Below are 23,633 nucleotides of genomic sequence, written 5' to 3' on the forward strand. Positions count from 1 at the left end.
CTTGGCGAACCGGCTTTAGCCGTTGCGGCGATCATGGTTCGTCAACGCTTCACCTCCGGAGTCTCTTTCGAGCCAATCACTGCCGCATCGGCTGGATTCAGCTTGGCGGCCATCAGTGAGCGCAGCTCCTCGGCGGTTTTATCCTTTGCGTTCAGCGCGATCGCTTTGTCCAGTTCGCGGACCGCCTCCTTTGGATGTCCGAGGTACGCGTACTGAAAACCGAGCAAGAACCGCGCGGCGGCCGAGTCGTTCGTCTTGACGGCTTGTTCCCGGTGCCGATTGGGGCGCACCCACTCCACCGTGTATGGAACGGCCGAATCATCAATGGCGGCACGAATCTCGGACTCAGCGTCGATGGGCTCGATTTCGCGCACGGCGTCGGCTGGCGACTCGAACACGAAAAGACCGGGTTCATCGAGGAGAACAATGAGCATCTCGTTCCGTCTAACGATAAGGCGAAGCTGCCGAGGCCGCACGCAGGGACGTTGAATCGCGGAAAATCAGTTGGCGGCCGCGGTCCGCTTCCAGGGCCGTTGGCCCGTCCCCATGTCATTCTCGCTTGCACGACCCGCGGAATTACGGTGCCACGGGCCGCGGTCGTTCTCGGCATCATCGTAGTCGTCGATCGCGCCGTTGTCGAGCGGCGGTTCGCCGCGGAGGCAGGCACCTTGAATTAGCCGGCTGTAGTGTATAACTACGAGTCGACTCGACGGCGAGAACGCGCGGAGGTGGCATCGTCCGCCGCAAGTTGAGCCGCATCCGCGTGTCGGATCGAGGTGGGTTGCGGATCACTTCGTCCTGGCCAAAAGGTCCCATGCGTAGAATCGCCAGCGGTGGGCAAGCCGTTTCGCGGTCCAGTGCTGGAGGCGCACCAGCGAACGCACGAACATACCGGTTTGGACCTGCCTGCACCAAGGCCGACGTGCGGCAACGATGGGCGCGCTTTTGCCTGCGGCGCGCAAAGCACGTAGGATGGGCGGTATCGAACTCACGCCCGAGAGCGAAAGAACATGGGCCTTTGCGACCGTATTGCAAGCAATCGCTTTTCGCGCCGCCCGCGGCTGCAATTCAGCCTGAGATCGCTGTTGGCGGCGATGCTGGTCGTTGGCCTGGTGCTGGGTTGGTACGTCGAGCATGTTCGCCGGCAGCAATTATTCGCAAGACTGCGTGAGTTGGGCGCCGGCGTGTGCGACGATTTGAAGGAGGACGATTTCGCCCTCGTCGAAATGGCGCTGAACGGCAGCACTGCCGAAGAGCGACGGTGGGCGTGCTTGGCGTTGGAAAAATTCGCCCAAGCTCTGATTCACGCTGAGGGCGATTCCGAGTCCGCGGACACGGGTAGGGTGGCGCGACTGTGTCTGACTCCGGCATACGTTGCGCGGCGCTTTCCGCGATTGCTCGGCGCCGCCGACGCCGCCGATCCTGACCTCAACGAATTCGCCTTTCGGGCGATGGGCTCGCTCGCCAGACATACCGACGTTCTGAGCCGGGACCAGATTGCCACCTCCTGTGACAAGGCCGTGGCCAGCCTTGAGTCTGATGATTTCGAGCGCCGCCGAAGGGGCGTGCATCTGTTGAGCGACTTGATGGGACGACTGGATGATACGCGACAGAAAAAGGCTGTCGATCAATTACTTCAAATCGCCGCGGATTGGCTACGGTCCGACCGATGGACATGGGGCGAATGGCAGCACAAGGTGAACGCCCCCGGCACACCAAGACAGCGATTTCAGCATCAGGCTTTGCAAGCCCTGTTGTACAACTGTAGATTCATTAACGACGATGGCCAGGCGATGCGGGCGTATCGGTTCCTGGAGACCGGATTGGCCGGCCACGCGCTCGATTTGCAGGCGGTGGTCAGCATGGCAGCGTTAGCGTCGCGGTTGCCGGCCGCGCAGCGCCGCAACGTGGCTCAGCTAGTTATCGGCGGAGTGTCCGACCGGCTCTTTTGGCACGACGTGGGTTCGGGTGTTTCGATTTGGAGAAACTACGCCGCCGACGCGCTGCTCCAACTTGCAGCGTGCCTTGACAAGGACGAGGTTCAGCAAGCGCTCAAGGCGATTAAGTCGCAACACTTGGATGCGGAACACGCGGACGCTTTCAAAGCGGCGAAGATGGCTCTGCAGAGTCGGCTGGCACAATCGAATTAGCCGATGAACTGATCGCCCTAATCATGGCGTCGACACATTTGCTCGCGCGTGCTGGTGCCGCTGGGCCGTCGCCTGGTCGGCGATTGTCACCGTGGCTGCGGAAGCCGTCACGCTACACTTGCGCCTCGGCTGGGAGCTGACCGCGGTCGAGTTCAACAAGAACGCGCCGCTCGTCTTTCAAACCCACCACATGTTTTGGAGCGTGCCGCTGATCGCCCTGTTGTCTCTCTGATGGCGGCGGCCGAGACGCAGCGGCGCACTGGTGGGGCTAATATAGCGTGGAACGGTCAGCCTCAAGAATCGGATTAAAGGGGCCAGGGCTGGTAAAAACGACATCGTCACGTATCGCAAGACTTGTCAGGTGGCGAATCGTGAGCGACGTTTTCGTGGCGCGCGAGTTTGTGCTCGTCGGCTGCCACGTTCCATGACCTTGACGTCGGAGGGAGATGGCGATGCGTTGGCTCTTGCTGGCTTCGATCGTGGTCCTTGCTCTCGGGGCGGCGGACAGCGCCCATGGCGACTGGCGAACCTACGGTACTGCCAATCGCATCAGCCCCGACGGCGTCTGGCAGAGGGGCTACGGGCGGATGGGCTACGGCTGGTACAGCGCCTACGGCGATTACATCGGCAACGACTACAGTTGGATCAATTTCCGCTATCGCAACCGGTCGTCTGGTTTCAATTTCAATCGCACGGACAACTACGGCTTCCCCGGCCCACGGACCAACGGCTCTCGCGCGCGTTGAGCGTCTCGGCGGCGTCGGTAGACAGCGACATCTGCAATTGGCCGGCTTACTTCGGGTCCGCCAGGTCTAAGTGTCACGAGGCGGCCTTTGCCAGTCACCTCTTGGCTTCGCGAATCAAGCCCTCGATGATCGGCGTAAGATCCCCGCCGTGTTCCTTGTAGCGAATGACCCCTTTCGCGTCGAGCAGATAAATTGTCGGCCAGGCGTCGACATGCCAACGAGTGCAGATGGCGCCGTCGCGGCCGCCGTCCCACCAACAGTGCCAGGTGATTTCGCCGCGGCGGACCGCCTCGCGCAGAGTGTCGACCTTCTCGTCGCCGCTGACGCTCAACAGGACGAACGGTTCGTTGCGCCACTTTTCTACCGACTCGCGCTCGGCGGGATACGCCGCAACGCAAGCGCCGCACCAGTTCGCCGAGAACGTCAAGCAGACGACCTTGCCGCGATAGTCGCTCAGCCGGAACACGACTCCGCCGGCATCCTTGCCTTCGATTTCGGGTGCTTGGCAACCGACTTGCAAATGCTCGATGGCAAACAGCATCCCTTCGGCCGCTTTGGCGTAGGTCTTGTCGGGCGACGGCGCGCTCGTCAAGCGAATCCGCGAACCGGCCGCGAGCTGATACTCGGGGTAGCTCACGTCGGCGAATTCCGCCGTCAAGCGCTTGAGCAGTTGCTGGGCCTCGCCCACGTATCTCTCCGGCGGCTCCGAAGTCATCGACTTCATATAGGGAATCGTCACGAGCAACCAGAAGCGGCGCCATGTCGCATCGTCTTCGGTCTCGGTGCTGCGAATCCGGTCCGCCAGTTTCGACCGCTCGTACAGATAGCATGCCAGATAGTAGCAGGCCGCGGCCCGCACTTCGCGGTGCGGGCTCTTGTCAAGAGCGGCGCGCAGCAAGGCTTCGGCCTTCGCCGCTGGAACCACCCAATGCACCTTGACAAGTGCCTGGTCGAGCTCTCGGTCCTCGATATGCCTGCGGAGGGCCAGTTCGAGGGCGCGCTCCTGGACTTGCCAGGCGGGCGATTCCGGATCGCTGGAATTGCCCAAGGCATGGCACAAGGCCGGTACTGCCACGCGGGGATCGGGCTCGCGTTCGGCAAGGGCCAGGAATTCAGCGGCCATCATGTTTTGCGGCTGCCGTCGCTGATCGTCGCGGATGCAAGCTAAAAACTCGGCATCGGTCAGCCTGGCGAGAAAGGAATCGGTCCTTTCCTTGTGCGTCTTCAGGTCCTCCCGCGAGTCGTTCTCGAACTTCTGATAGACTTGCTCCAACTCCTCGAGATGGCGTTTGACTTGGTTGCCGGGCTCCTCGGCGGCACTGGCGTGCAAGACACCGGCGAAAAGAAAACCGGCTCCTAGGAGGCAAAGCATGAAGGTGCTTTTGCACGGCCGCATTGGAATCTCCATGAATGAGAGCGAGGCGGAGACGGGGCACATTGCAGATCTACCGGGCGCATCCGAGAAAAGCAAGGGGATGGGTGCTTGTGGGACCCCTCGGTTAGCATAGCCCGCGTAAGCACCAGCCAGCCGGAAAACATGCCCGGTTGACTTTCAAAACGCCTCGATCCAGCTTTGCTGCGAGGCTTGCGTGAATGGAACGCGCAGAAGTACCTTGCCCGAGGGAGCGAGCTGCAAGACTTCTGAATCGCACGAGACCCAAACGGCGCCGGTCGTGGGACTGACGGCGACTTTGTAGGCCGTCATCGGCACCGGCTCGCCCACCTCGCCCGCGGCCGAAATAAATCGCACGCCGTCGCGCCGCCCCGCAACCCAGGCGCCGCCCATCTTCGGCACGCAAGCGACGCTGAACACCTCGAACTCGCCTAATTCCGTCTTATGTCGAACGCCGCCGTCGGCGTTCAGCAGCCAGACGCGGTTCTTGCTGCGAGGAATGTCGGGATGAGAGCGCTCGGTCAGCCAGACGCTGCCGTCGTTCGGGTTCACCGACAGCGAGGCGCAGCACCAGCCGTCGACCCGCTGGCGAAACAACACTTTCCCTTCGCGGCTGAGCTTGATGGTTTCATAGCCGGCCAGCCAAAAGGCGTCGTCGTGAGGATCGTAGGCCAGGTCGATGGCGAGGAAAGGATAGGCGGCAACTTCGTTCCCCTCAGGGTCGGAGACGAGGGTCTCGCCGTCGTTGAGCCGCTGCCCGCCGCTCGTCCAAAGATTGCCGGTCTTGGCGTCGACCGCCAGCGCATCGGCCTCGACCTGCTCAATTTGCCAGAGTTTTTGCCCGTCGATAGCGAACGCCACGATCCGGTTGGCGACATTCTCTCGGACATAAATGCGCTCTCGCTGCCGGTCGACGGCGACCCCATTTACTCCACCGACCGTCTTGCAGCAGTTGAAGCCCGTCGCCGACCAAAGCTCGTCGCCGCTGCTCGAGAGCAGCCGCAAAGCGTCGTGGTGCGGTTTCGTGTTATCGTAATCCGGATCGGCGTCGTCCAGCAGCACGACTGCGGGCTTTTCGGGCAGCGGTTTCGCGGCGCCCGTCGGCTCGAAGCGCGTGATTGGGAAGCGGGCGAACGGCCGCCCGGCGTTGTCGAACAGCTTGTCGTCGGCCAAGGCGGCGGCCACGGCCTTGCGCAGCTCCTCGCCGCGCAGGTTCCTGGCCAGTACGCGGCCGTCGGGGGCGATCAAAAACGTGCCGGGCAAGCTGCGCACCGTGTAAGCGGTCGCCACGTGGCCATTGGTGCCCCCAGCGAAACCCTGCCGCCAGGGAAGCCGCTTTTCATCGACGTAGCGCTTCGCCACATCAGGCGTGTTGTCGCAGGACAGGCTAATGAGCGCAAACCGCGGATCACCGCCGAACTCGTCGTACAGTTTTTCGAAGGCGGGAATCTCAGCCAGGCACGGAGCGCACCAGGTGGCCCAAAAATCGAGGAGCACCAGCTTGCCGCGCAGTTTGCTCAGGCGCAACGACCCGCCCGAAAGCTGCTCGACTACAAAATCGGGCGCCAGCTCGCCCGCGTCGAGCGTATCGAACAGCACGGCCTCGATCTGGCCCAGGTCGAGCGGTTCGTCGCTTCGTCCGCCGGGCACCTCGGGCACGGTGAATTCGAGTTCGGCGCGGCCGATCTCCGTGCCGACGCCGTAGGCACTCGGTGAGGGCGGGTTGGCGATGGGAACCCTTAGCTTATAGGCGCCGGCCGGCACATCGGTTATTTCAAAGTGGCCATTTTCGTCCAGTTTTGACAGATACCTCGCGGAGGGCCAGGCATAGGCGCGCTTGCTCGCGTCCCAAGCGATTATTGCGACGGGATTATTCGTTTCCCAATCAATCCCGAGCTTGTTCTTATCGGTAAGCATTACGGAACCGACGACGGTCCTGCCCCTGCCGCCGATCATGATCTTCGTAATCCGTCCTGGGCGGATATCGACGGGCGCCTGCCAGGCGTACCACCGCATTGAACTACCAAGATAACTGGTGACGACGACTCTGCACACCGAACCCTTGCCGGGAATGACACGGTCGATGGTGAATCGACCATTTTTGTCACTCTTGAGTTGGTAATCTTGGAAACCGTACACCAGTTAGGGATGCGCGCGTTCGCGAACAAACGCCACTTCGCATTCCGGAGCGAGCTTTCTCCCCATCGCGACGAGCCCCTCGATGCGGCCCCACGGTTCGAGCACGATCGGGGCGTCGGGTTTGAATTCGCTATGGAGCCGCTCGGCATAGCCTTCGTCGTGAACAATCACCAGCAGGAACGGCTCGTCGCCCTGAGGCGGAAACGCGAAGCGACCGTCGGCGCCAGTTTTGACGACGTCGGCCTGGTTTTGATGCCGGTCGAAGTTTCCCGACTTCAGAACAGCACGATTCTGTTGCGTCGCCAATCCCACCTCGGCACCCGCTGCCGGTGAACCATCGGCGAGCAGTACGACGCCGGTCGGCCCGTTGCCCGGTTTCAACTCGAGGTCGAAGCTTTGCTTTCCTTCCGTCGAGCGGAAAACACGGGAGGTGGCCGGCAAATAGCCGTCGGCGACCACTTGCAACACATGGCCTTCCATCGGCTCGTCGAACTTGATGTCGTACTCGCCCTTTTCAAACAGCGTCGGTTCGTCGCGCGACCACGACACGTCGTCTCGGTTCGCGGACCGCCAGCCGTGACGCAGGCGGAACTTCTTGACGGGCTGATGCGAGACGGCATCGGTCACTCGGCCGCCGATCGTCAGCTCCGGGTAAAGCGTGACCTTGTGCGTTTCGGCCGAAGCCGCCAGCGGCGTTCGCCGCGCCGACATATAGCCGCTCTTGAGCAGGTCGAACAAAACGGCGTCGTCCGGCGCTGAGCGAAACACGGCCTTTCCCTGAGCGTCAGTCCGCGCGCTCAGCTTCAGCGTGCGATAGCCGCGCCAGGTATCGCTGACCACCCATACCTCGTTGAGGGCCTTGCCGTTTACGTCCGTGACCTGAACGCTCAGCGTGTGGCCCGGTTGCAACTCAAATCGCAAATCTTTGGTCTCTTCGCTGAGGGCCAGCTCCTGGAACGTGGGTGAAAAGCCTTCGCCCTGCACCGTGACCAGCGATCTGCCCGGCTTGCAGTTCTTCAAGACGAACCGCCCCTGAGCGTCCGTCGTTGCTTCGGGCTCGTTCGTGCCGAAGCGGCTGAAGCCCAGCCGCGCCTGAGCCCCTGCAACGGCCTTGCCATCTCGATCGACCACTTGCCCTGCCACTTGCAGGCCCTGCTTGAGCACAGCCACATTGCTTAGGCCTCGATTGGCTGTCGAGTAGCCCGACAAATAATCCGCATGCTCAACGCGAATGCCGACCGCGCCGATGTCGGCTGGCGCATCATCCCAAGTCCAATGGCCGTCGGCATCCGTGTTGAGCGTGGCCGCCGTGAACATGTAATTCGCCAGCTTCGGCCAAGTGACGGGCATGGAGACATCGAGCGAGGCGCCCGCGATCGGCCGGCCTTTTTCGTCCTCGACCATGCCACCGATTTGTGTGCCTTCATCGAAACGCAGGTCGATGCGCGCCGGCATTTCGATCTTCTGCTGCTCGCCGCGCCAGACGTGATGAATCGAAACGAAGCCAGCCTTGGCGGCCGTCATCCAGAGGTGATTGATCTCTTCCTTGGCCGGCCAGGTCAGCCGCGCTTGGCCATCGCGGTCGGTCGTCACGAATTGATTGAAGTTCTGCCCGCCGATTCGGCCGCCGAACCGCAGGCCCGCGCCGGCCAGTGGCTCGTCCGTGTCGGCGCTGACCGCTTGAATCAACGTCGTTTGATTCGTCTTGTCCGGCGCGTTCGGCTCGGTCTCCTTGGCGGCGTGGTTGTTCTCGGTTTTGCTCGCCGTCGCCTTGTCGGGCGACTGCCGCGCGGCGGTGGGCGGTTCGGCGATCGTTTCGCTGATGGTGAGGCCGCCCCACAGCAAGCTGGCGGCGGCGACCACGGCAACCGCCGCGGCCACTCGCCATTTAGGCAAACTTATGATTCCGGTTTGCCGCCGCATCGCCTCGATGCGGTGCAGGACGCGAGAGCTGCGCGCCATCGCCAGGCCGACCACTTTGGGCTGCTCCGCAAGGCGCAACGCGAGGCGCGCCAAGATGCAAACATAGAAATCGGCGTCTTTGATGCAGCCGGCGGCCAACGCGTCGCAGACGTAGTCGCAAGCATCGACATGTGCCCGCCGCGCCAACCAGATGAGCGGGTGAAACCAGAGCGCGATCGACAGCGCGTGCAGCAGCAGATTGAACGCGGGATCATTCCCCTTCAGGTGAGCGAGCTCATGCGCCAGAATCGCGCCCAGTTCCTCGCGTCGCGCCGCCTCGCATTGGCACGAAGGCAGCAAAACGAGCGGTCGCCAAACACCGATCAGGCACGGCGTTGCGAGGCGCTTGGTCTGTACGATCCGAAAGGCACGCCGCAGTTGCAACCGGGCGGCCGCAACGGTCGCTTCACCGGCCACCCAGCCGGGCACGGCGAACGAGTCGGTCCTGATAAGGCGCAGGCGGACAATTCCGACCGCCGTCCAGAGAATACCGACCAGTGCGCCGATGGACCAGCAAGTGAGCGCCAGAGCAGCCAGCGACAAGGTCCGCGGCGCCAGGTGGGCGGCCGTTGTTTCAGCGCGTTCGCCCGTCGCGTCGCAAGCGTCGTCTGAAGACGGCGGTTGGCCGGGGGGGCCGTGATCTGCACTCGTCCCTTCCTGGGCGATGGCCGGCGCCTGCCGGGCCGCGGCGCCTTCGCTCGCCGGAGGCGGCGTGGTGCGGGCCGCCGTGAATGAAACGTCGCGCATTGTTTCGCCGGCGTCAAGGTGTGTGGATTCGATGGCACTGGTATTTTCCATCGCCTGTCGCGGCCGCAACAGGCGGAGATTCACCAGCGGCGGAGCGAGCGACAATGCCGCCACGGCGAGCATTGCCAGCGCCGTCATCCGCCAAACGAGCACGCGCCAACGTGGATTCGAGCGGGCCAGGATGGCATGAAATATCCAGGCCATTGCCAGCACGACAGTCACCTTGCTTAGCAGCACCAGCGTCGCGTTCATCGTCGTTCCTTTGGCGCGGAGCGCCGTAAGAGTTGTTCGTCGGCGAGACGTTTCAGCTCGATGAGATGTTCTTCGCTCAGCTTTTCGCTACGGATGAGATTGAGCAGCAGCGCCTGCGTCGAACCGGCACAATAGGTGTCGATCAGCTCGCGCAGCGTTTTGCGCAGGGCCGATTGCCGGCGCGTGACGGCCTGATAATAAAACGCCTTGCCGACCTTTTGCCGTCGGACGTGTCCCTTCTCGCACAAGATGGTCAGGTACGACCGCAGCGCGGGGTTCTTGATCGGCTCCGGATAGAGCCGATGGATTTCACTCGGCTTCATCTCGCCATGCTCCCACAGCAGTCGCATTACGTTCAGTTCGCCGGGCGTAAATCGAGGCATGGCAGTTTAACCGCGTCGAGAGGCCAATGTGCAGAGAATACTGCACGTGATGATCGCTGTCAAGCGCCGGTCCCCTGTGGGGAAACGCAGGGTTCAACGATGGCGATTCTTGGGACGCAGGGCCCCTCGTTCAGCTCCGCTGCAGGCGCAGTCCTTTGGGGACCAGCCAGCGCTCGGCCGCCTCGAACAAACCCTGCGTGACGATCGCCAGCAGGGCGGCCGGCACGGCGCCATCCAGAATCAGGCCGACGTCGTCCAAGCGAATGCCGCTGAGGATCGGTTGTCCGTAGCCGCCGGCGCCGATCAAGGCGCCGGGCAAGCGGACGTCTGCCGAGCTTTCAGAAGACCGCTCATTCGTCGTTTTCATTCTGGTTCGCCTGCCCGGCCATCCCTTGCACGGCCGCCGGAGCGGAAGTAGAAACGGTTCACAAGGATTCGCTCCAGCGAGGCGGCGAGGCATGATATCCGATCTACCGGGCCGCTTCTTTTTTTTGGGAGGAGAAAAACGCGATGCGGCTGTTGGTCATTGAAGATCAAGTGGATTGTGCTCTCGTTCTTGAAAAGCGGCTGGCGTTGGAAGGGCACGAAGTGCGCGTGTGCCACAACGCGTGCAGCGCCTTGCTGGATGCCCCGGAGTTTGAGCCCGATGCCATCCTGCTCGATATCGGGCTGCCCGGAATGGATGGCTGGCAACTCGCCCCCTTGCTTCGCGATGCGTTAGCCGACAAGCAGGTAGTCTTGATCGCGATCTCCGGGTATCAAACCGAGAAAGATTTCCTTCGGTCGAGAGCCGCCGGCATCGACCATCATCTCACGAAGCCCAACTACTTCCAGCAACTGACGGAGATATTGAAGCAGCGACCATCGCAATCGTGAAGGTGCCGGAACCGATTCGCAGTTTCTCATGGATTCTCGTTCTCACAACCGTGCCGCGTGGAACAAAAAGGCCGAAGAACACGACCGGTGGACAGTGCCGGTCAGCAGCGAGGCCATCGAGCAGGCCCGCCACGGGCAGTTTCGCATTCTCCTGACGCCGACGAAGCCGGTGCCGATGGCCTGGTTCCCGCTTCTGCAAGGGACGCCAGCGCTGTGCCTGGCCTCCGGCGGCGGACAACAGGGGCCGTTGCTCGCCGCAGCCGGTGCCGTCGTGACCGTGTTCGACAACTCGCCGCGGCAGCTTGAACAGGACCGGTTTGTCGCCAAGGGCGAGGGCCTCGCGATCGAAACCGTCGAGGGCGACATGCTTGACCTGTCGGTGTTTGCGGATGAAACATTCGAGCTGATCGTGCATCCCTGCTCGAATTGCTTCGTGCCGGCAGTCCGGCCAGTTTGGCGCGAGTGCTTTCGCGTGCTTCAACGCGGCGGCGTGCTGCTGGCCGGCTTCGTGAATCCCGTTCGCTACCTCTTCAACGCGGACGAAATCCAGAACGGTAATTTGGCGGTTTGCCACCGGATTCCCTACTCCGATCTTCGCGATCTGGACGGCGCCGAGCTGCGGCGGATCGTCGTCGACCCAGGTGCGCCACTCGAATTCGGCCATACGCTGAACGACCAAATCGGCGGGCAGCTCGATGCGGGTTTTTTGCTCACCAGCGTCTACGAGGATCATTACGCCGAGACCGACGGCGATCCGCTGTCGCGCTACATCGACAGCTTCATGGCCACGCGTGCCATCAAGCCGCATCGTGCGTGATGCAGTTGCTTGCCGCCGCGAAAGAGGTGTGATAGAATGCCGGCATGACTGAGCTGAGTCGCGAATTGCAGCAGGCCCTCGATAGTCAGGCGGACGCACCGCCGCGGCTCGTCGATCCGCGCACGAAGAAAGCCTACGTGCTTCTGGCCGCTGAGCAGTACGAGCGGATCAGGGCGCTTTTGGAGCAGGACGACGATCTGAGCCACACGTATCCGGCGCAGATGGAGGCCGCGATGCGTGCCGGCTGGGGCGATGCGTCGATGGATGACTACGACCGTTACGATGATCTGCGCGGCTAACGATGTCTCTCTCCCGTGGTGACATTGTTCTGGCGGAACTGCCCTACGTTCTGGCGGAACTGCCCTACAGTGATCGCAGCGGGGTGAAAGTGCGGCCGGCACTTGTCGTGCAAAACGACCTCAACAATCGCCGCCTCCAGGACGTCATTCTCGCGCTCATCACCAGCACGACGCGCCGCGCCTCGCTGGAACCGACCCTGCTTTTGATCGACATCACGGCCCCCGATGGCAAACAGGCCGGGCTTCTACACACCTCCGCCATCAAGTGCGAACACCTGATCACGCTGCATCAGCGATTCGTCAAGCGCGTCATCGGCCGCCTGCCGCGGGCAGTCATGCAGCAGGTCGACGGTTGCCTCAAGGTTTCGCTTGGCATTTAATCGCTTTCCCCAAGTCTCGGCGTTGATCGCCAGTCGTTGGAGAATCGGCCGCAAGTCCTCAGGAATCGCGGCGCTTATCCGAGCGGATCTGCCGCCCAGTGCAATCGAGCAAGGCCAGCTAATCGTCGAGCGACAGCGGCAAGAAGCCGCGGTCCGACGCTCGTGCGGCCGGGCATTTAGGCATAGCGTCGCCCGCAGATTGCGCTGCATTGCTGTCCCGGACGGACTTAACCATCCGTCTCGCGCAGTGTCGGGGGGTAGAGGCTTCGCGGCAAAACGTCTCATTCTCGGCTGCGTGAACTATAAATCCGTCTGGCCGTCAGGCCTGGGCACGCTTCCGCGGCATCGTGGGGCGTACGGACCTACCGATGCGCCACTTGAAAGCGCGCCTCCCGCAAGGCCTGGTCGAGAGCATCGTCGGCCGGGGCCGGGGCGGTCTGCTCGGTGTCGTCGTCGTAGTTCGGACGCGCCACGCGATGGGCCACCGGCACGTCGGGTTTCACGCCGATCCCGCTATAGGGATAGCCCTTCGGCGAATAGAACTTGGCCGTGGTCAACCGCAGACCGCTGTTGGCCAGGTTGAGCGGAAAGATGCCCTGCACCGAGCCTTTGCCGTAGCTCGTGGCGCCCACGATGCGGCCGCGGCGGAAGTCGCGGATGGCACCGGCGAAAATCTCGCTGGCGCTGGCGCTGTCGCCGTCGATCAGCACGACCAGCGGCACCCGCCAGGTCCCGGCCTCTCGCGCCGAATAGGTGTAGTCTTCCTGGCGGCTGCGGCCGCGCGTCGAGACGATCGTGCCGCGATCGACGAACTTGTCGACCACTTCCACGGCCGTGTTCAGCAGCCCGCCCGGATTGCCCCGCAGGTCGACGATCAGCGTCTTCATGCCCTGACGGTGCAGCCGCCACAGGGCGGCGTCGAGATCGCGGGTGGTCGTTTTCTGGAAGCAGGTGAGCTTGACGTAGGCCACGCCGTAGCCGGCGTCGAGGATGCGGGCTTCGTCGATGCTGGGCACTTCCACGTGCTCGCGGCGAACCCGCAGTTGCCGCGGCTGCTGGCCCGATGTGAGGGCCGTCACCAACACGTGCGAGCCTTCTTTGCCTTGCAGCAGGTTGGCGGCCTGGTCGGTGGTCAGGTCGGTGGTCGAACGGCCGTCGACCGCGATGATGCGGTCGCCCGCCACAATGCCGGCCCGCTGTGCCGGGCTGCCGGAAATCACCTTGACGATCAGCAAGGCCCCTTGGTCCGATTTCAATTCGACGCCCAGGCCCACAAAGTTGCCTTCGATCTGCGAATAGACTTCGTTGAGCTGCGACGAGGTGAGGAAGGCCGAATAGGGATCGAGCGAGTTGGTGGCCCCGCAGACGTATTCGTGGATGCAGGCCGATTCCGCCAGGCCCAGCTCGTCGTGGCAGATCCGCGCGGCCAACGCAGCGACTTCGCTGGCGGCGTGACGGTTGTTGACGTGGACGGTGGTCGCCCGGCCGGGCAGCGCGCGGCGCAACTGGTCGACCTTGGCGGTGCTTACGCCGGGCAAGTTCGCTTCCAGGAACAACGGGTCGGCCAGGGCCACTTGCAGGCTGGTATGGCCGAAGTCGGCCAAGCGGCGCCAATCGGGCGTGTCGACGTAATGGGCCTGGATTTTCAGCAGCACCTCGGAATACAGGTCGAGGGCCTGCCGCGGCGAGAGGGCGGTGATAGTCTCGCGAAAGTTACGGTCGCCGTAGCGCCGCGCCAAGTCGTAGTGAATGCGGCAGAGTTGCAGCCGCTGCTCGATGTGACGGACCGCCGGGTATTGCCGGTGGCCGTCTTCGTAGAGCGTGAGCGCCTCGCCCCAGCGGCGCTCGCTTTCGAGTCGCTGACCGCGGCTGAGCAACTCATCGACGTCGGTCTGCGATGCGGCGACCGGCGTGGTGGTGGCCGCGGTCTGCTGGGCCGCGAGCGGTAGGGGAAACGAAAACAGAACCGCCAGGCAGCAGGCCCAGGCGCCGACAAAGACCCTTAATCGCATGGTGTCTCGCATCTCTCGGGGTGTGACAAACGCCAACCGAAGCGTGCGCTACAGGGCCTCTGGCCCGGCGAGGGCCATTGCCCGCAGCATTGCGGCGGGAACCGTTTCTTACGGTCTGGGGATGTCAAAGGGTAAAAGCAGGTTGCCGAGAAGCGGGTCCAGAATCTCGGCTAAGAGAGTATAGTCCACGAATACGCGGCCGTCAAAAGGCTGCCAAAAAAAGACAGGCCAACCCGCACGCACGCACGGAAAAAACGCTGAATCGCCACCCGCCCGTGAGGGTCGTAATGGACATGACGATGGGAAGGGTGGCGGAATTCGTGAGAATTCCGGCGCAGCCTCGATCTTCATCGGGCACGACCTTTCTCTAAGGGACGAACGCAATTTCTGAATCTGGTGCGGGTTGACCCGCGAGGGCGTGCGCTCATCCCGGAGCAAGAAGTGCTTTTCGCGGCCATTGTTGACCGCTTCCATGAAAGTCGCCCGTCTACCACCCTTACGCGGCGCGGCGGAAGGTGGTTCGCAGACTGGCAGAATCCACCCGGATTCGCGACAATGATTTCGGTGGGCGGCGCGAATCCAGGCAATCGAAGAAAGGAGAATGGCGATGTTGCGATACGTGTTTGCGGCCGTTGTGTTGCTGGCGGCGATCGAGGGCGAGACATGCGCGGCGGACCGCTTCGCACGGGCCATCGCCGGGCCGCCCTTGCCCGCCGCTTTCGCCGGCCGCTATGGCTACGGTCCCGGCTGGGCCTATAGCGCCTATTACGGCGGCCCGGTCTATTACTACTATGCCAACCCCAACGCCAGGCTCCCGCCGGCGCCGAGTTATCCGACCTGGCCAAGCTACGGCTTCGTCTACTCGAATCTTTACCCGCGCGGGGTCTATAACTATGGCTGGTACACGTTTCGCTACTAAAACGGCGTTTGGCGTTGGGGCACAGGAGACGATCATGAATCTTGACGAAATCGCGCAACAGGCGGCCATCGAACATGAAATGCTCAAGCACATCGCAGCCGCGCTGCGGGCCACCATGCAGTGGAAGCTGAGCGGCGACGACGTCTCGCGCAAGCTGGGAAGCCTGCGGTTCATCTCCCAGTCGTTCCAGCGTCATCTGGAGCACGTGATGACGCTGGAAGAATACGACGGCTATATGAACGTGGTCACGGAATCGTATCCGGAGCTGACCGAGCGGACCGAAAAACTGCGTCTCGATCACGACCGCTTTCGCGACGCCATCGGCCGCCTCAACTACCGGCTGGAGCGCGTTTCGCCCGCCGACGTGGCCGCCTTCGAAGAGACCTGCACGGCACTCAACGAGTTGCTGGAAGAGATCAACGACCACAACCAGCGCGAAACCGCTCTGATCCAGGAAGCGTTTTGCGACGACGTGGGGGGCGAAGGCTGAGCGCAAATGGCCATTGTTTCGGCGATTCTCGCATGATCGAGGCGACGCTTGCCCGTGTGGCTGCCGGACACGATCTGTCGATGGACGAGATGGCCGCTGCCGTCGATGGCATCATGCGCGGCCTGTGGCCCGAGTCGAGCATTGCCGAGTTGCTGCTCGGCCTGCGCGGCAAGGGAGAAACGGTCGACGAGATCGCCGGCGCCGCGGCGGCCATGCGCCGGCACATGACGCCCATCCGTAGCGGGCGGGAGGCGATTGTCGATACCTGCGGCACCGGCGGCAACGCGTCGGGCATCTTCAACGTGAGCACGACGGCGGCCTTGGTGGCGGCCGCCGCGGGCGCCTCCGTGGCCAAGCATGGCAACCGGCGCGTCACGAGCAAGAGCGGCTCGGCCGACGTGCTGGCCGAGTTGGGCCTGAATTTGGCGGCCGACGTCGATTGCGTCACCGCTTGTCTCGACGAGCTGGGCCTCTGTTTTTGTTTCGCGCCGCTGTGCCATGCGGCCATGAAGCACGTGGCTCCGGTGAGGCAGCGGCTGGGCGTGCCGACGATTTTCAACTTGCTTGGCCCGCTGACGAACCCCGCCGGTGCGCCGCATCAGCTTCTCGGCGTGGGCCGTGACGAATTGCGGCCCTTGCTGGCGGCAGCTCTCAGCCGTTTGGGCACGAAGCGCTCCGCGGTAGTGCATGGCGCCGACGGTTTGGGCGAGATCACAGTGGCGGCCGAAACGCGCGTCACGCTGGTCGATGATGGCCGGCTGACGGAGCTCGTTTGGACGCCGGCCGATTTCGGCCTGGCGGTTTCCTCGCTCGACGCGCTGCGTGTGGACGGGCCTGTGGAGAGTGCCCGATTGGTGCGGGCGGTCTTGTCGGGCGAAGCGGGTGCCGCGCGAGACATCGTGCTGCTGAACGCCGCCGCGGTGCTTTGGCTTTGCGGTCGGGCGGGCGATCTCGTCGGCGCCGCGCGCTTGGCCGGAGCGGCGATCGACTCCGGTGCGGCCGCGGAGCTTTTGCGGCGTTTGGTCGAGCGATCCGACCGGCCCGGCGGTGGCGAGCGGGAGGCGTAGTAACCTTGCCGTAGTATCTGAATTAGCTAGTGCTCTCGGGAAACCCGAATGCCGCTGGAGTCAGGCCGAAGTACCCGGCGAGGCGCCCGATTTGGTCACGGTTCAACTGCCGCTTGCGGTGCAACACCGCCGACAAGGTCGTGTTGACGATCCCGGTGGCCGCTGCGAGCTCCCATTGCGTCATGCCGCGCGACTCCATCAGGAACCGCAACATGTCGGCGTCGGGAACCGGTTCCACGGGGTCGGTGGCATTCTCGTATTTTTCCACCAAATCGGTCAGCACGTCCAGGTAGTCCTGCTCCGCGCGCGTCAGCTTGGCGCGGTCCAAGAGCGAGTCGAGCATTTTTATGGCGCGGTTCAACTCGCGACCGTTGCGGATGGGCCGTAGCGGAAGCGCCGTCACGAGCTCGATGTAGGTGTCGTGGTCGAAGCCCGTCATGCTCACTGGCATCCTCCTTTCCATCGCTCGCGGTCATAGGCGGCGTGCGTCAAGACGTTTCGCACATAGACCACCGCCGTATTATAGTGAATCGCGGCAATCAGCCGGTATTTATCGCCGCCAATGTTGAAGCCCTTGACCCCTGCCGCAAGTCGTTTAGACTGAACCTCTTTGGGCAACGCTGGCGGCGTCTGCCGCTGCGCGCTTGTGGATGTTCAAAAAGTAAGGATTGAGACGTGCCCGGTACTTGTGTCATCGGTTTGCAATGGGGCGACGAAGCCAAGGGCAAAATCGTCGACCTCTTGACCGAGGACCACGACGTCGTCGTCCGCTATCAAGGCGGAGCCAACGCCGGCCATACCGTCGTCACCGGCGGACAAACCTATAAGCTCTCGCTGATTCCCAGCGGCATCCTGCGGCCCGACGTGCAGTGCGTCATCACCGGCGGCGTCGTGCTCAATCCGCCGAGCATCCTGAGCGAAATCGACGGACTCCGGGCACGCGGCATCGAAGTCGGCAAAAACCTGGTCATCAGCGACCGGGCACACGTCATCTTTCCCTGGCACCTGGTCGAAGACCGGCTGACCGAAGGAAGTGCCCGAAACGGCGAGGCCATCGGCACGACCATGCGAGGCATCGGCCCTTGCTATCGCGACAAGGTGGGACGCACCGACGCCATTCGCCTGGGCGATCTTTACCGAGCGTCGATTCGCGAGCGGATCGAGCACGTGGTGGCCCACAAGAACATGATAATCGCCGCCATGGCGTGCGACGCGACTGCCGCGGTTGAACGGCTCGACGCCGCCCGGATTCACGCCGAATATCAGGGCTATGCCGAACGCCTCAAGCCACACGTGGCCGATACCACCGCGCTTTTGCTGGATGCCTTGGAGGACGGCGAGCGAGTGCTGTTCGAAGGCGCCCAGGGCGCGTTGCTCGACGTGGATCACGGCACGTTTCCTTACGTGACCAGCAGCAACAGTTCGGGCGTGGGAATCGCCTCCGGTTCCGGCGTGCCGGGCCGATATCTGAATAAGATCATCGGCGTGGTGAAGGCCTACGGCACGCGCGTGGGCGGCGGGCCGTTTCCCACCGAGCAAGACAACGCGCTGGGGCAGCACCTTCGCGACCGCGGCAACGAATATGGCACGGTCACCCGCCGGCCCCGACGCTGCGGCTGGTTCGACGCCGTGGCCGTGCGATATACTGCCCGCCTGAGCGGCGTCGATACCTTGGCCGTAATGCTGCTCGACGTGCTCAGCGAGCTCGACGAAATCAAGATCTGCACGGCCTACCGGGTGGGTGGCCGGCGGGTCTCTGTGTTTCCCAGCCACGTCGAAGACTTGCGTCAGGCCGAGCCGGTCTATGAGACGCTGCCGGGCTGGAAGCAAGAGGTCAGCGAGGCCCGTTCGATGGCCGACCTGCCCGATAACGCACGGAAGTACCTGGCTTTCCTCAGCAAGGTGATCGGCCGGCCGGTCGAGATTGTCTCGGTCGGGCCGGACCGGGAACAGACCGTCCTGGCCGATCCGCGGAGCACGACGAGTGGCGAACGCCTTTACCAGCCCCAGTCTTGATCTGGCCGACGTGCCGCTGGACAAGCGTCCGCGGCACATCGCCATCATCATGGACGGCAACGGACGATGGGCACAACGTCGCGGCCTGCCGCGCATCGAAGGGCACCGCCGCGGTGTGGCCAGCGTGCGTTGCGTCAGCGAAGAATGTGCCCGGCTGGGCGTCGAGCAGCTCACGCTCTACTGCCTCTCCAGCGAGAACTGGAAGCGGCCGAAGCGCGAACTCGATCTGTTGATGCACCTGCTGGAGCAGTACCTAATCGAGGAACGCACGACGCTCATCAACGAAAACATCCGGCTGAGCGTGATCGGCCGCCGCGACGGCCTGCCCGACAGCGTGTTATGCGAGATGGACAAGACGGTCGAGTTGAGCCGTCACCACGGCGGCCTGCAGCTTTGCCTGGCGATCAACTACGGCGGTCGTGCGGAGATGGTCGATGCGGTGCGTTCGATCGCCCAGGCCGCGCGGGCCGGCACGCTGGACGCCGACGACGTGGATGAAACGACGATCGCCGATCATCTTTACACGGCCGGCATGTCGGACCCCGACCTGTTGATTCGCACGGCGGGCGAGATGCGGATCAGCAATTTTTTGCTCTGGCAGATCAGCTATGCGGAGCTGTGGGTGACGGAGCACTGCTGGCCGGAGTTCCGCGAGTCGGATTTGCACGCGGCGATCCGCGATTTTGCGGCACGGGACCGCAGGTTTGGCGGGCTGAGCTTGGAGTAGTCAGCCATGTCGGTTGATGCGGTGGCGATTCGGTATCGCCCCCTCGGGAACCAACCGGCGAAGGGTCATGCGCGAGACGTCGCTCCGGCTGCATAGCTCGCTGGCTGTGATGAGGTTCGCGGAATCACTCATCCGGCACCGGCGCGGCCTTGCGGGGGACTGTTGGACGGCGATGCCGCCGAGACAGCAAGCGACCGCCAGAATGGCCACAAGCAACGCTCGCAAGCTGAACCGAAAACCGTCGGGGCATGGGTCAATCGTTAGGTCCGCAAAGCCTTTCTGGTAAAGTCCTTGCACCGACAGCGAATTGCCCCGAAAAGACCGGCTTGACGCAAGCCTAGTGGCCGCTAGACTTTAAGCGGCGCTGGACTTGCCCAGATTGCGCAATTTGCGAACGTTTCGCCTGCTTGGCTGGTCCAGTGGTGCCCAGCTGACCGAAGTAGATGAAGGGAGTCGGTGCGCGCCCTTGGAACCTCTGTGATCGTATGTTCAAGTCAATTCGCCTACAGAACTTCAAGTCGTACAAGGACAGCGGCGAAATACCGCTTGCACCTCTAACCGTTCTTGTTGGGCTGAACAACTCTGGCAAGTCATCCATTTTGCAGGCAATTCTTGCGCTTAAGCAAACCGCTCTGGATAGTGCCAGCGTTGCCCCAAATCGGCCGGCCTTTATATCTACCGGGAGCTATGCCACGCTCAATGGATTTTATGATATCTTGCACAAGCCCCAAACGGAAGCGTCTTTTTCGATTTCTCTTGAGCTTGACAAGACCGAAGAACAAAGCTTCATATCCGGTGGAGATCGCCCGGAAACGAGACAAGCTTGGAAAGTGCCTATCGCCAACAAGCTGGATGTATCGTTCTGCCTTGGGGCTGAAACAAAGGAAATCGAAGTTGAGCGTTCCGTTTTGACGCTCAATGACGAGAAGATTCTTGAATACCAAAGGAACGGACACGTCGCCTGGAGCTCTGACAAGTTTCCATTCTCCACGGAAGGCGCTGGGGTTTTTCTCAGAGGATTCACACCGGCGCTGGTCGCGTTGCCCACGGGAACGCCAAACCCCGGAACTGGTGATTTCTTTACAGCGCTTCAACAGATATCCGCTCATAGCTACATGTGGATTACATGGCTTGGCAGCAGGGTTCATCGTGTCGGTGCCATAAGAACAAGGGTTCCATACACAACGAGCGTTGGCGTCAGAACGCCGCCTGAATTTGGGCTTGGTGGCGAGAACCTGCTGGCAGCACTTGCGAACGAAGAACGGCGCGGTCCAGCGAATAGGACTCTAGTAGATGAGGTAAACGACTGGCTCTCAAAGACTAGAATTCTCAACAAAGTCCACCTGAAAACAGATAAGGCGAACAATGTGCGCATGCTTTTAGGCGACGAAATGAGGGGGGGCCCATCAGACATCAATGTTGCGGGAATGGGGGAAGGCATTTCGCAGATACTCCCCATTATCGCCCTAGCAGTTTCCGTAAATCCTCGTCATTGCCTGTTGATCGAACAACCTGAGATTCATTTGCACCCTGCGTTACAAGCAGACCTTGCCGACCTGTTTATAAGCGTATCTGGGGAGCACGATCGGCAAGTAATCGTTGAAACTCACAGCGAACACCTAGTCTTGCGGATTCGCCACAGGATTGCTTCTGGAACGCTTGACCCACAAAACGTCAGAATTCTTTTTGTTGAAAAGTCGGCTGGCGAGAGCACGGTAAGACCACTCGACGTCAGTGATACTGGCGAGGTCACTAACTGGCCAGATGGCTTTTTTGATGAAGCCTACAGTGAAGCAATGGCGATGGTAGAGGCGGCTGCAAAGAGGAGAGCGACGAGTGCCCATTGAAGATTTGACACTTGACGTGAACGTCCTCATAAGCCACAATAAGAGCAATATCCCGTGCGAGGATAAGCACCGGAATCTCATGAAGGCGTTTGAATCGCTAGTGTTTCTGGCGCTCGATGATGCTGGCCATATCAAGCAACTCTACGTTAATCGACTCGGCTCAAATTCCCTTGCAACAAAATGGCTTGCGAGCCTAGCAAGTAAATCTCGCATCCATCTTTTTCCGTTGGGGAGAATCCCGAAGCCACTCAAAGTCAAGTTTGACGAGACGGGTTTTCACTGGGCGGACGACAAGTATGTTAGGCTCGCTATGATGACGCCGGACAAGCACTGGGTCACCGAAGATACTGGAATAAACGCGAGTCACAGAAAGCTTATCTCTGACCACGTGGGCGTGACGACTCACGACACGCAGTCTGCTTGCGATCTTCTTGGTATTTGATGTTCGGTGAACCATATCTCGTGATCGACGTCCATATCGGTCATGAAACTTTTTCTGCTTTAAAGCGAACAATCCGGCAACACGATGGAGAGCGGTCCGCGCCTTCGCGGCGCAGCGGCCTTATAAACCGCGTTAGGGGCGGGAGCATGCTTGTTTGGCGACTTCTCCTGGGCGCGGTCTTCATCGGCGGCATCACTGTGCTTTGCTGGCTCGATTACCACGCCGCCACGCCAGGCGTCTGGCTGTTTCCGTTGGCGGTGCTGTTGGCCATGCTGGCCAGCGAAGAATTGCTCTCGATGCTGGCGGCTCGCGGCTTGCGGCCGGCGGCTTGGGCCATCTACGCCGGCAATGTTGCGATCGTGGCGGCCAATTGGGTCCCGCACGTCCCAGCGCTCGTCATTCCTGTCGGGGCCTTCGATGCTCCGGCGGTCGCCTTCGCCCTCTCGTTGCTGGTGGTCTTTCTCGCTGAGATGGTGCGGTATCGAGAGCCGGGACAATCGACGGTGCAGCTTGCCACGGCTGTGCTCGCGCTGGCCTACGTCGGCTGGCTGCTCACGTTCCTCATCGAGTTGCGGTTCGCGGGTGGTGCCCGGCTCGGCATGGCGGCGCTGGCCTCGCTGATCGTAGTGGTGAAGATGTGCGACATCGGCGCCTATACGGTGGGCCGCTTGATCGGGCGGCACAAGATGTCGCCACGACTCAGCAGCGGCAAAACCATTGAAGGGCTGGCCGGCGGACTCGCTTTCGCTTGCCTCGGATCGTGGTCCGCTTTCCACTGGATTGTGCCGGGCTTGGGCGGCCTGGGCGGGCCGGTTCCCGTCGCGACGTGGCTCATCTTTGGATTGGTGGTCGGCATTGCGGGCGTGCTGGGCGATCTGGCCGAATCGCTGCTGAAGCGTGACCTGGGCTGCAAAGACTCCAGCCAGTGGATGCCCGGCTTCGGCGGCGTGCTCGACGTGATCGACTCGCTGCTGCTGGCGGCGCCGGTGGCCTATATGCTGTGGTGTTGGCTGGTGGTGTAGCGGGCATCGTCGCCTTTCGCTTCGCGAAAAACGACTTTTGGTGGGCCGGGGCCAGTGCCACCCTGCGCGCGATTTTGGGCCAAAGCGAAGCCTACTGCAGTACCAGACAGCCGCAGGGCCGGCCGCCGACGGTGCGGATGCGCTCGAGCTCTTGCTCAACCCGGCGACGATGCGTGCCGCCCAGCCGCAGCACTAAGAACGTGGCATCGCTGGTTGCCAGAATGGGCGTCGTTACGGCCGCATTGCGCGATGTCGCATCGACGACAATGTACGCGAACTGGTCCTGCATCGTCTGCCATAATTCGAGCAACGCGCGGCAAGACATGCTTCCGGACTGTTCCAATTCTCCGCGATCGAGCACGCGAAACCCGCCCGACGGATCGGGCAATAACGCGGTTTGCCAGTGGGCGCGTCGCTCCGCCAGATTGCCCGCGAAAGCACCGCCTCGCGCGGTCTCGCGCGGCGACGCACCGGGGACGTGCCGCACCGCCAGCACCGCGGCACGTTTCCACGCGGCCAACTCCGAACAGAGCTCGTGAAGTACCGGCCACATTTCGCCGCCGTCCAGGGAGGTCAGCGCGATCACCGAGCGATCTTCTTCGGGCAAGAGCCGCTCGACTTCCTCCGCCAGCCGGCAGCGCGGGCTGACGCGCGAAGGCGGTTTCGGCGGCGTCGATTCGAGCGTTGCCTGCACGAGCGGAACCTCGCCCACGTGGGCCGGGCCGGCCACGGCAATCTCCGTGGCCGTTTCCGACGGATCATAGACCCGGATCAGCTCATAGCTTCCGCCGTAGGCCGAAAGTTCCTCACTCGGGCCGCGTGGCGAGGCTGGAGCAACGGGCCAATCCGGCTTTTTCCCCTCGATCTGACGCAGGGCCTGCAAAAGCAAGCTCATCGGACGATGGCCCAGCGGCACCGCGCGGTCAAGACTTGGCGAGCTCATGCTT

24 protein-coding genes are annotated in these 23,633 nt (G+C 62.3%); 15 read left to right on the forward strand and 9 right to left on the reverse strand.

Annotated features, from left to right (window positions below; all coding sequences use genetic code 11):
* Window positions 1–41: 41 nt before the first annotated feature.
* Entirely contained in the window at window positions 42–374 is a 333-nt protein-coding gene (locus VNH11_10790; GenBank protein ID HVA46841.1) for a hypothetical protein, read from the reverse strand.
* A 711-nt stretch (window positions 375–1,085) separates the two neighbouring features.
* On the opposite strand from VNH11_10790, the gene VNH11_10795 reads away from it, so the two are divergent.
* The 3 genes from VNH11_10795 to VNH11_10805 all read left to right on the forward strand — a co-directional run bounded on the left by VNH11_10795 (window position 1,086) and on the right by VNH11_10805 (window position 2,896).
* Entirely contained in the window at window positions 1,086–2,150 is a 1,065-nt protein-coding gene (locus VNH11_10795) for a hypothetical protein (protein ID HVA46842.1), read from the forward strand.
* Between the two features lie 91 nt (window positions 2,151–2,241).
* On the forward strand, window positions 2,242–2,382 hold the full coding sequence (locus VNH11_10800) for a hypothetical protein (GenBank protein HVA46843.1): 141 nt from the start codon (window positions 2,242–2,244) through the stop codon (window positions 2,380–2,382).
* Window positions 2,383–2,602: 220 nt separating this feature from the next.
* On the forward strand, window positions 2,603–2,896 hold the full coding sequence (locus VNH11_10805; GenBank protein HVA46844.1) for a hypothetical protein: 294 nt from the start codon (window positions 2,603–2,605) through the stop codon (window positions 2,894–2,896).
* A 94-nt stretch (window positions 2,897–2,990) separates the two neighbouring features.
* Here the strand turns inward: VNH11_10805 and VNH11_10810 are convergent, their stop codons facing one another.
* From VNH11_10810 to VNH11_10830, 5 genes are all read right to left on the reverse strand, one after another.
* A complete protein-coding gene (locus tag VNH11_10810) occupies window positions 2,991–4,292 on the reverse strand; it encodes a TlpA disulfide reductase family protein (GenBank protein HVA46845.1) in 1,302 nt (433 codons plus the stop codon).
* Between the two features lie 156 nt (window positions 4,293–4,448).
* Window positions 4,449–6,305 carry a redoxin domain-containing protein gene (locus VNH11_10815; protein HVA46846.1) on the reverse strand — a complete coding sequence of 619 codons (1,857 nt, stop codon included), beginning with the start codon at window positions 6,303–6,305 and terminating at the stop codon, window positions 4,449–4,451.
* Window positions 6,306–6,431: 126 nt separating this feature from the next.
* Window positions 6,432–9,389 carry a carboxypeptidase regulatory-like domain-containing protein gene (locus tag VNH11_10820; protein HVA46847.1) on the reverse strand — a complete coding sequence of 986 codons (2,958 nt, stop codon included), beginning with the start codon at window positions 9,387–9,389 and terminating at the stop codon, window positions 6,432–6,434.
* Window positions 9,386–9,772: a BlaI/MecI/CopY family transcriptional regulator gene (locus tag VNH11_10825; protein ID HVA46848.1), complete on the reverse strand. Its 387-nt coding sequence runs from the start codon at window positions 9,770–9,772 to the stop codon at window positions 9,386–9,388. The genes VNH11_10820 and VNH11_10825 overlap by 4 nt, the downstream gene beginning before the upstream one ends.
* 130 nt (window positions 9,773–9,902) lie before the next feature.
* Window positions 9,903–10,139, reverse strand: coding sequence for a hypothetical protein (locus tag VNH11_10830; protein ID HVA46849.1), 237 nt, complete (start codon window positions 10,137–10,139; stop codon window positions 9,903–9,905).
* Between the two features lie 143 nt (window positions 10,140–10,282).
* Between VNH11_10830 and VNH11_10835 the strand changes: the two genes are divergently transcribed.
* From VNH11_10835 to VNH11_10850, 4 genes are read left to right on the forward strand one after another with little or no spacing between them, the layout of a single operon-like run.
* Window positions 10,283–10,648, forward strand: coding sequence for a response regulator (locus VNH11_10835; GenBank protein ID HVA46850.1), 366 nt, complete (start codon window positions 10,283–10,285; stop codon window positions 10,646–10,648).
* Between the two features lie 28 nt (window positions 10,649–10,676).
* Entirely contained in the window at window positions 10,677–11,465 is a 789-nt protein-coding gene (locus tag VNH11_10840; GenBank protein HVA46851.1) for a class I SAM-dependent methyltransferase, read from the forward strand.
* Between the two features lie 44 nt (window positions 11,466–11,509).
* The gene (locus tag VNH11_10845) at window positions 11,510–11,764 is read left to right on the forward strand and encodes a hypothetical protein (GenBank protein ID HVA46852.1); all 255 of its coding nucleotides are present in this window, start codon (window positions 11,510–11,512) and stop codon (window positions 11,762–11,764) included.
* 2 nt (window positions 11,765–11,766) lie between these two features.
* On the forward strand, window positions 11,767–12,144 hold the full coding sequence (locus VNH11_10850) for a type II toxin-antitoxin system PemK/MazF family toxin (protein HVA46853.1): 378 nt from the start codon (window positions 11,767–11,769) through the stop codon (window positions 12,142–12,144).
* A gap of 362 nt (window positions 12,145–12,506) precedes the next feature.
* On the opposite strand, the gene VNH11_10855 is transcribed toward VNH11_10850, so the two are convergent.
* Window positions 12,507–14,156, reverse strand: a complete 1,650-nt coding sequence (locus tag VNH11_10855) for a S41 family peptidase (protein HVA46854.1) — start codon at window positions 14,154–14,156, stop codon at window positions 12,507–12,509.
* A gap of 607 nt (window positions 14,157–14,763) precedes the next feature.
* On the opposite strand from VNH11_10855, the gene VNH11_10860 reads away from it, so the two are divergent.
* The 3 genes from VNH11_10860 to trpD are packed head-to-tail and all read left to right on the forward strand — an operon-like array spanning window position 14,764 to window position 16,632.
* Complete coding sequence (locus tag VNH11_10860; GenBank protein ID HVA46855.1) at window positions 14,764–15,075, forward strand: hypothetical protein; 312 nt, start codon at window positions 14,764–14,766, stop codon at window positions 15,073–15,075.
* Between the two features lie 34 nt (window positions 15,076–15,109).
* Window positions 15,110–15,565 carry a hemerythrin domain-containing protein gene (locus VNH11_10865; protein HVA46856.1) on the forward strand — a complete coding sequence of 152 codons (456 nt, stop codon included), beginning with the start codon at window positions 15,110–15,112 and terminating at the stop codon, window positions 15,563–15,565.
* A 32-nt stretch (window positions 15,566–15,597) separates the two neighbouring features.
* Window positions 15,598–16,632, forward strand: coding sequence for an anthranilate phosphoribosyltransferase (gene trpD / locus VNH11_10870; GenBank protein ID HVA46857.1), 1,035 nt, complete (start codon window positions 15,598–15,600; stop codon window positions 16,630–16,632).
* Between the two features lie 22 nt (window positions 16,633–16,654).
* Here the strand turns inward: trpD and VNH11_10875 are convergent, their stop codons facing one another.
* Entirely contained in the window at window positions 16,655–17,071 is a 417-nt protein-coding gene (locus VNH11_10875) for a helix-turn-helix domain-containing protein (GenBank protein HVA46858.1), read from the reverse strand.
* A gap of 236 nt (window positions 17,072–17,307) precedes the next feature.
* Here VNH11_10875 and VNH11_10880 point away from each other — a divergent pair, with 236 nt between their 5' ends.
* From VNH11_10880 to VNH11_10900, 5 genes are all read left to right on the forward strand, one after another.
* Window positions 17,308–18,648, forward strand: coding sequence for an adenylosuccinate synthase (locus VNH11_10880; protein HVA46859.1), 1,341 nt, complete (start codon window positions 17,308–17,310; stop codon window positions 18,646–18,648).
* Window positions 18,617–19,375: an isoprenyl transferase gene (locus VNH11_10885; GenBank protein ID HVA46860.1), complete on the forward strand. Its 759-nt coding sequence runs from the start codon at window positions 18,617–18,619 to the stop codon at window positions 19,373–19,375. Before VNH11_10880 ends, VNH11_10885 begins: the two co-directional genes overlap by 32 nt.
* 485 nt (window positions 19,376–19,860) lie before the next feature.
* A complete protein-coding gene (locus VNH11_10890; protein HVA46861.1) occupies window positions 19,861–21,222 on the forward strand; it encodes a DUF3696 domain-containing protein in 1,362 nt (453 codons plus the stop codon).
* A complete protein-coding gene (locus VNH11_10895) occupies window positions 21,212–21,664 on the forward strand; it encodes a hypothetical protein (GenBank protein HVA46862.1) in 453 nt (150 codons plus the stop codon). The genes VNH11_10890 and VNH11_10895 overlap by 11 nt, the downstream gene beginning before the upstream one ends.
* A 146-nt stretch (window positions 21,665–21,810) precedes the next feature.
* On the forward strand, window positions 21,811–22,686 hold the full coding sequence (locus tag VNH11_10900; protein HVA46863.1) for a phosphatidate cytidylyltransferase: 876 nt from the start codon (window positions 21,811–21,813) through the stop codon (window positions 22,684–22,686).
* Window positions 22,687–22,777: 91 nt separating this feature from the next.
* On the opposite strand, the gene VNH11_10905 is transcribed toward VNH11_10900, so the two are convergent.
* A complete protein-coding gene (locus VNH11_10905) occupies window positions 22,778–23,629 on the reverse strand; it encodes a hypothetical protein (protein ID HVA46864.1) in 852 nt (283 codons plus the stop codon).
* Window positions 23,630–23,633: the final 4 nt, after the last annotated feature.

It is taken from the genome of Pirellulales bacterium (genome assembly GCA_035533075.1).
Classification (GTDB): Bacteria; Planctomycetota; Planctomycetia; order Pirellulales; family JAICIG01; genus DASSFG01.

Excerpts from the sequence above, each read along its gene's own strand:
- VNH11_10820 (HVA46847.1), bottom strand. The coding sequence starts at position 9,389 with ATGAACGCGACGCTGGTGCTGCTAAGCAAGGTGACTGTCGTGCTGGCA.
- VNH11_10830 (HVA46849.1), bottom strand. The coding sequence starts at position 10,139 with ATGAAAACGACGAATGAGCGGTCTTCTGAAAGCTCGGCAGACGTCCGC.
- VNH11_10825 (HVA46848.1), bottom strand. The coding sequence starts at position 9,772 with ATGCCTCGATTTACGCCCGGCGAACTGAACGTAATGCGACTGCTGTGG.
- VNH11_10890 (HVA46861.1), top strand. The coding sequence starts at position 19,861 with ATGTTCAAGTCAATTCGCCTACAGAACTTCAAGTCGTACAAGGACAGC.
- VNH11_10865 (HVA46856.1), top strand. The coding sequence starts at position 15,110 with ATGAATCTTGACGAAATCGCGCAACAGGCGGCCATCGAACATGAAATG.
- VNH11_10810 (HVA46845.1), bottom strand. The coding sequence starts at position 4,292 with ATGCGGCCGTGCAAAAGCACCTTCATGCTTTGCCTCCTAGGAGCCGGT.
- VNH11_10850 (HVA46853.1), top strand. The coding sequence starts at position 11,767 with ATGTCTCTCTCCCGTGGTGACATTGTTCTGGCGGAACTGCCCTACGTT.
- VNH11_10805 (HVA46844.1), top strand. The coding sequence starts at position 2,603 with ATGCGTTGGCTCTTGCTGGCTTCGATCGTGGTCCTTGCTCTCGGGGCG.
- VNH11_10845 (HVA46852.1), top strand. The coding sequence starts at position 11,510 with ATGACTGAGCTGAGTCGCGAATTGCAGCAGGCCCTCGATAGTCAGGCG.
- VNH11_10835 (HVA46850.1), top strand. The coding sequence starts at position 10,283 with ATGCGGCTGTTGGTCATTGAAGATCAAGTGGATTGTGCTCTCGTTCTT.
- VNH11_10855 (HVA46854.1), bottom strand. The coding sequence starts at position 14,156 with ATGCGATTAAGGGTCTTTGTCGGCGCCTGGGCCTGCTGCCTGGCGGTT.
- VNH11_10840 (HVA46851.1), top strand. The coding sequence starts at position 10,677 with ATGGATTCTCGTTCTCACAACCGTGCCGCGTGGAACAAAAAGGCCGAA.
- trpD (HVA46857.1), top strand. The coding sequence starts at position 15,598 with ATGATCGAGGCGACGCTTGCCCGTGTGGCTGCCGGACACGATCTGTCG.
- VNH11_10815 (HVA46846.1), bottom strand. The coding sequence starts at position 6,305 with ATGCGGTGGTACGCCTGGCAGGCGCCCGTCGATATCCGCCCAGGACGG.
- VNH11_10905 (HVA46864.1), bottom strand. The coding sequence starts at position 23,629 with ATGAGCTCGCCAAGTCTTGACCGCGCGGTGCCGCTGGGCCATCGTCCG.
- VNH11_10900 (HVA46863.1), top strand. The coding sequence starts at position 21,811 with ATGCTTGTTTGGCGACTTCTCCTGGGCGCGGTCTTCATCGGCGGCATC.
- VNH11_10860 (HVA46855.1), top strand. The coding sequence starts at position 14,764 with ATGTTGCGATACGTGTTTGCGGCCGTTGTGTTGCTGGCGGCGATCGAG.
- VNH11_10875 (HVA46858.1), bottom strand. The coding sequence starts at position 17,071 with ATGACGGGCTTCGACCACGACACCTACATCGAGCTCGTGACGGCGCTT.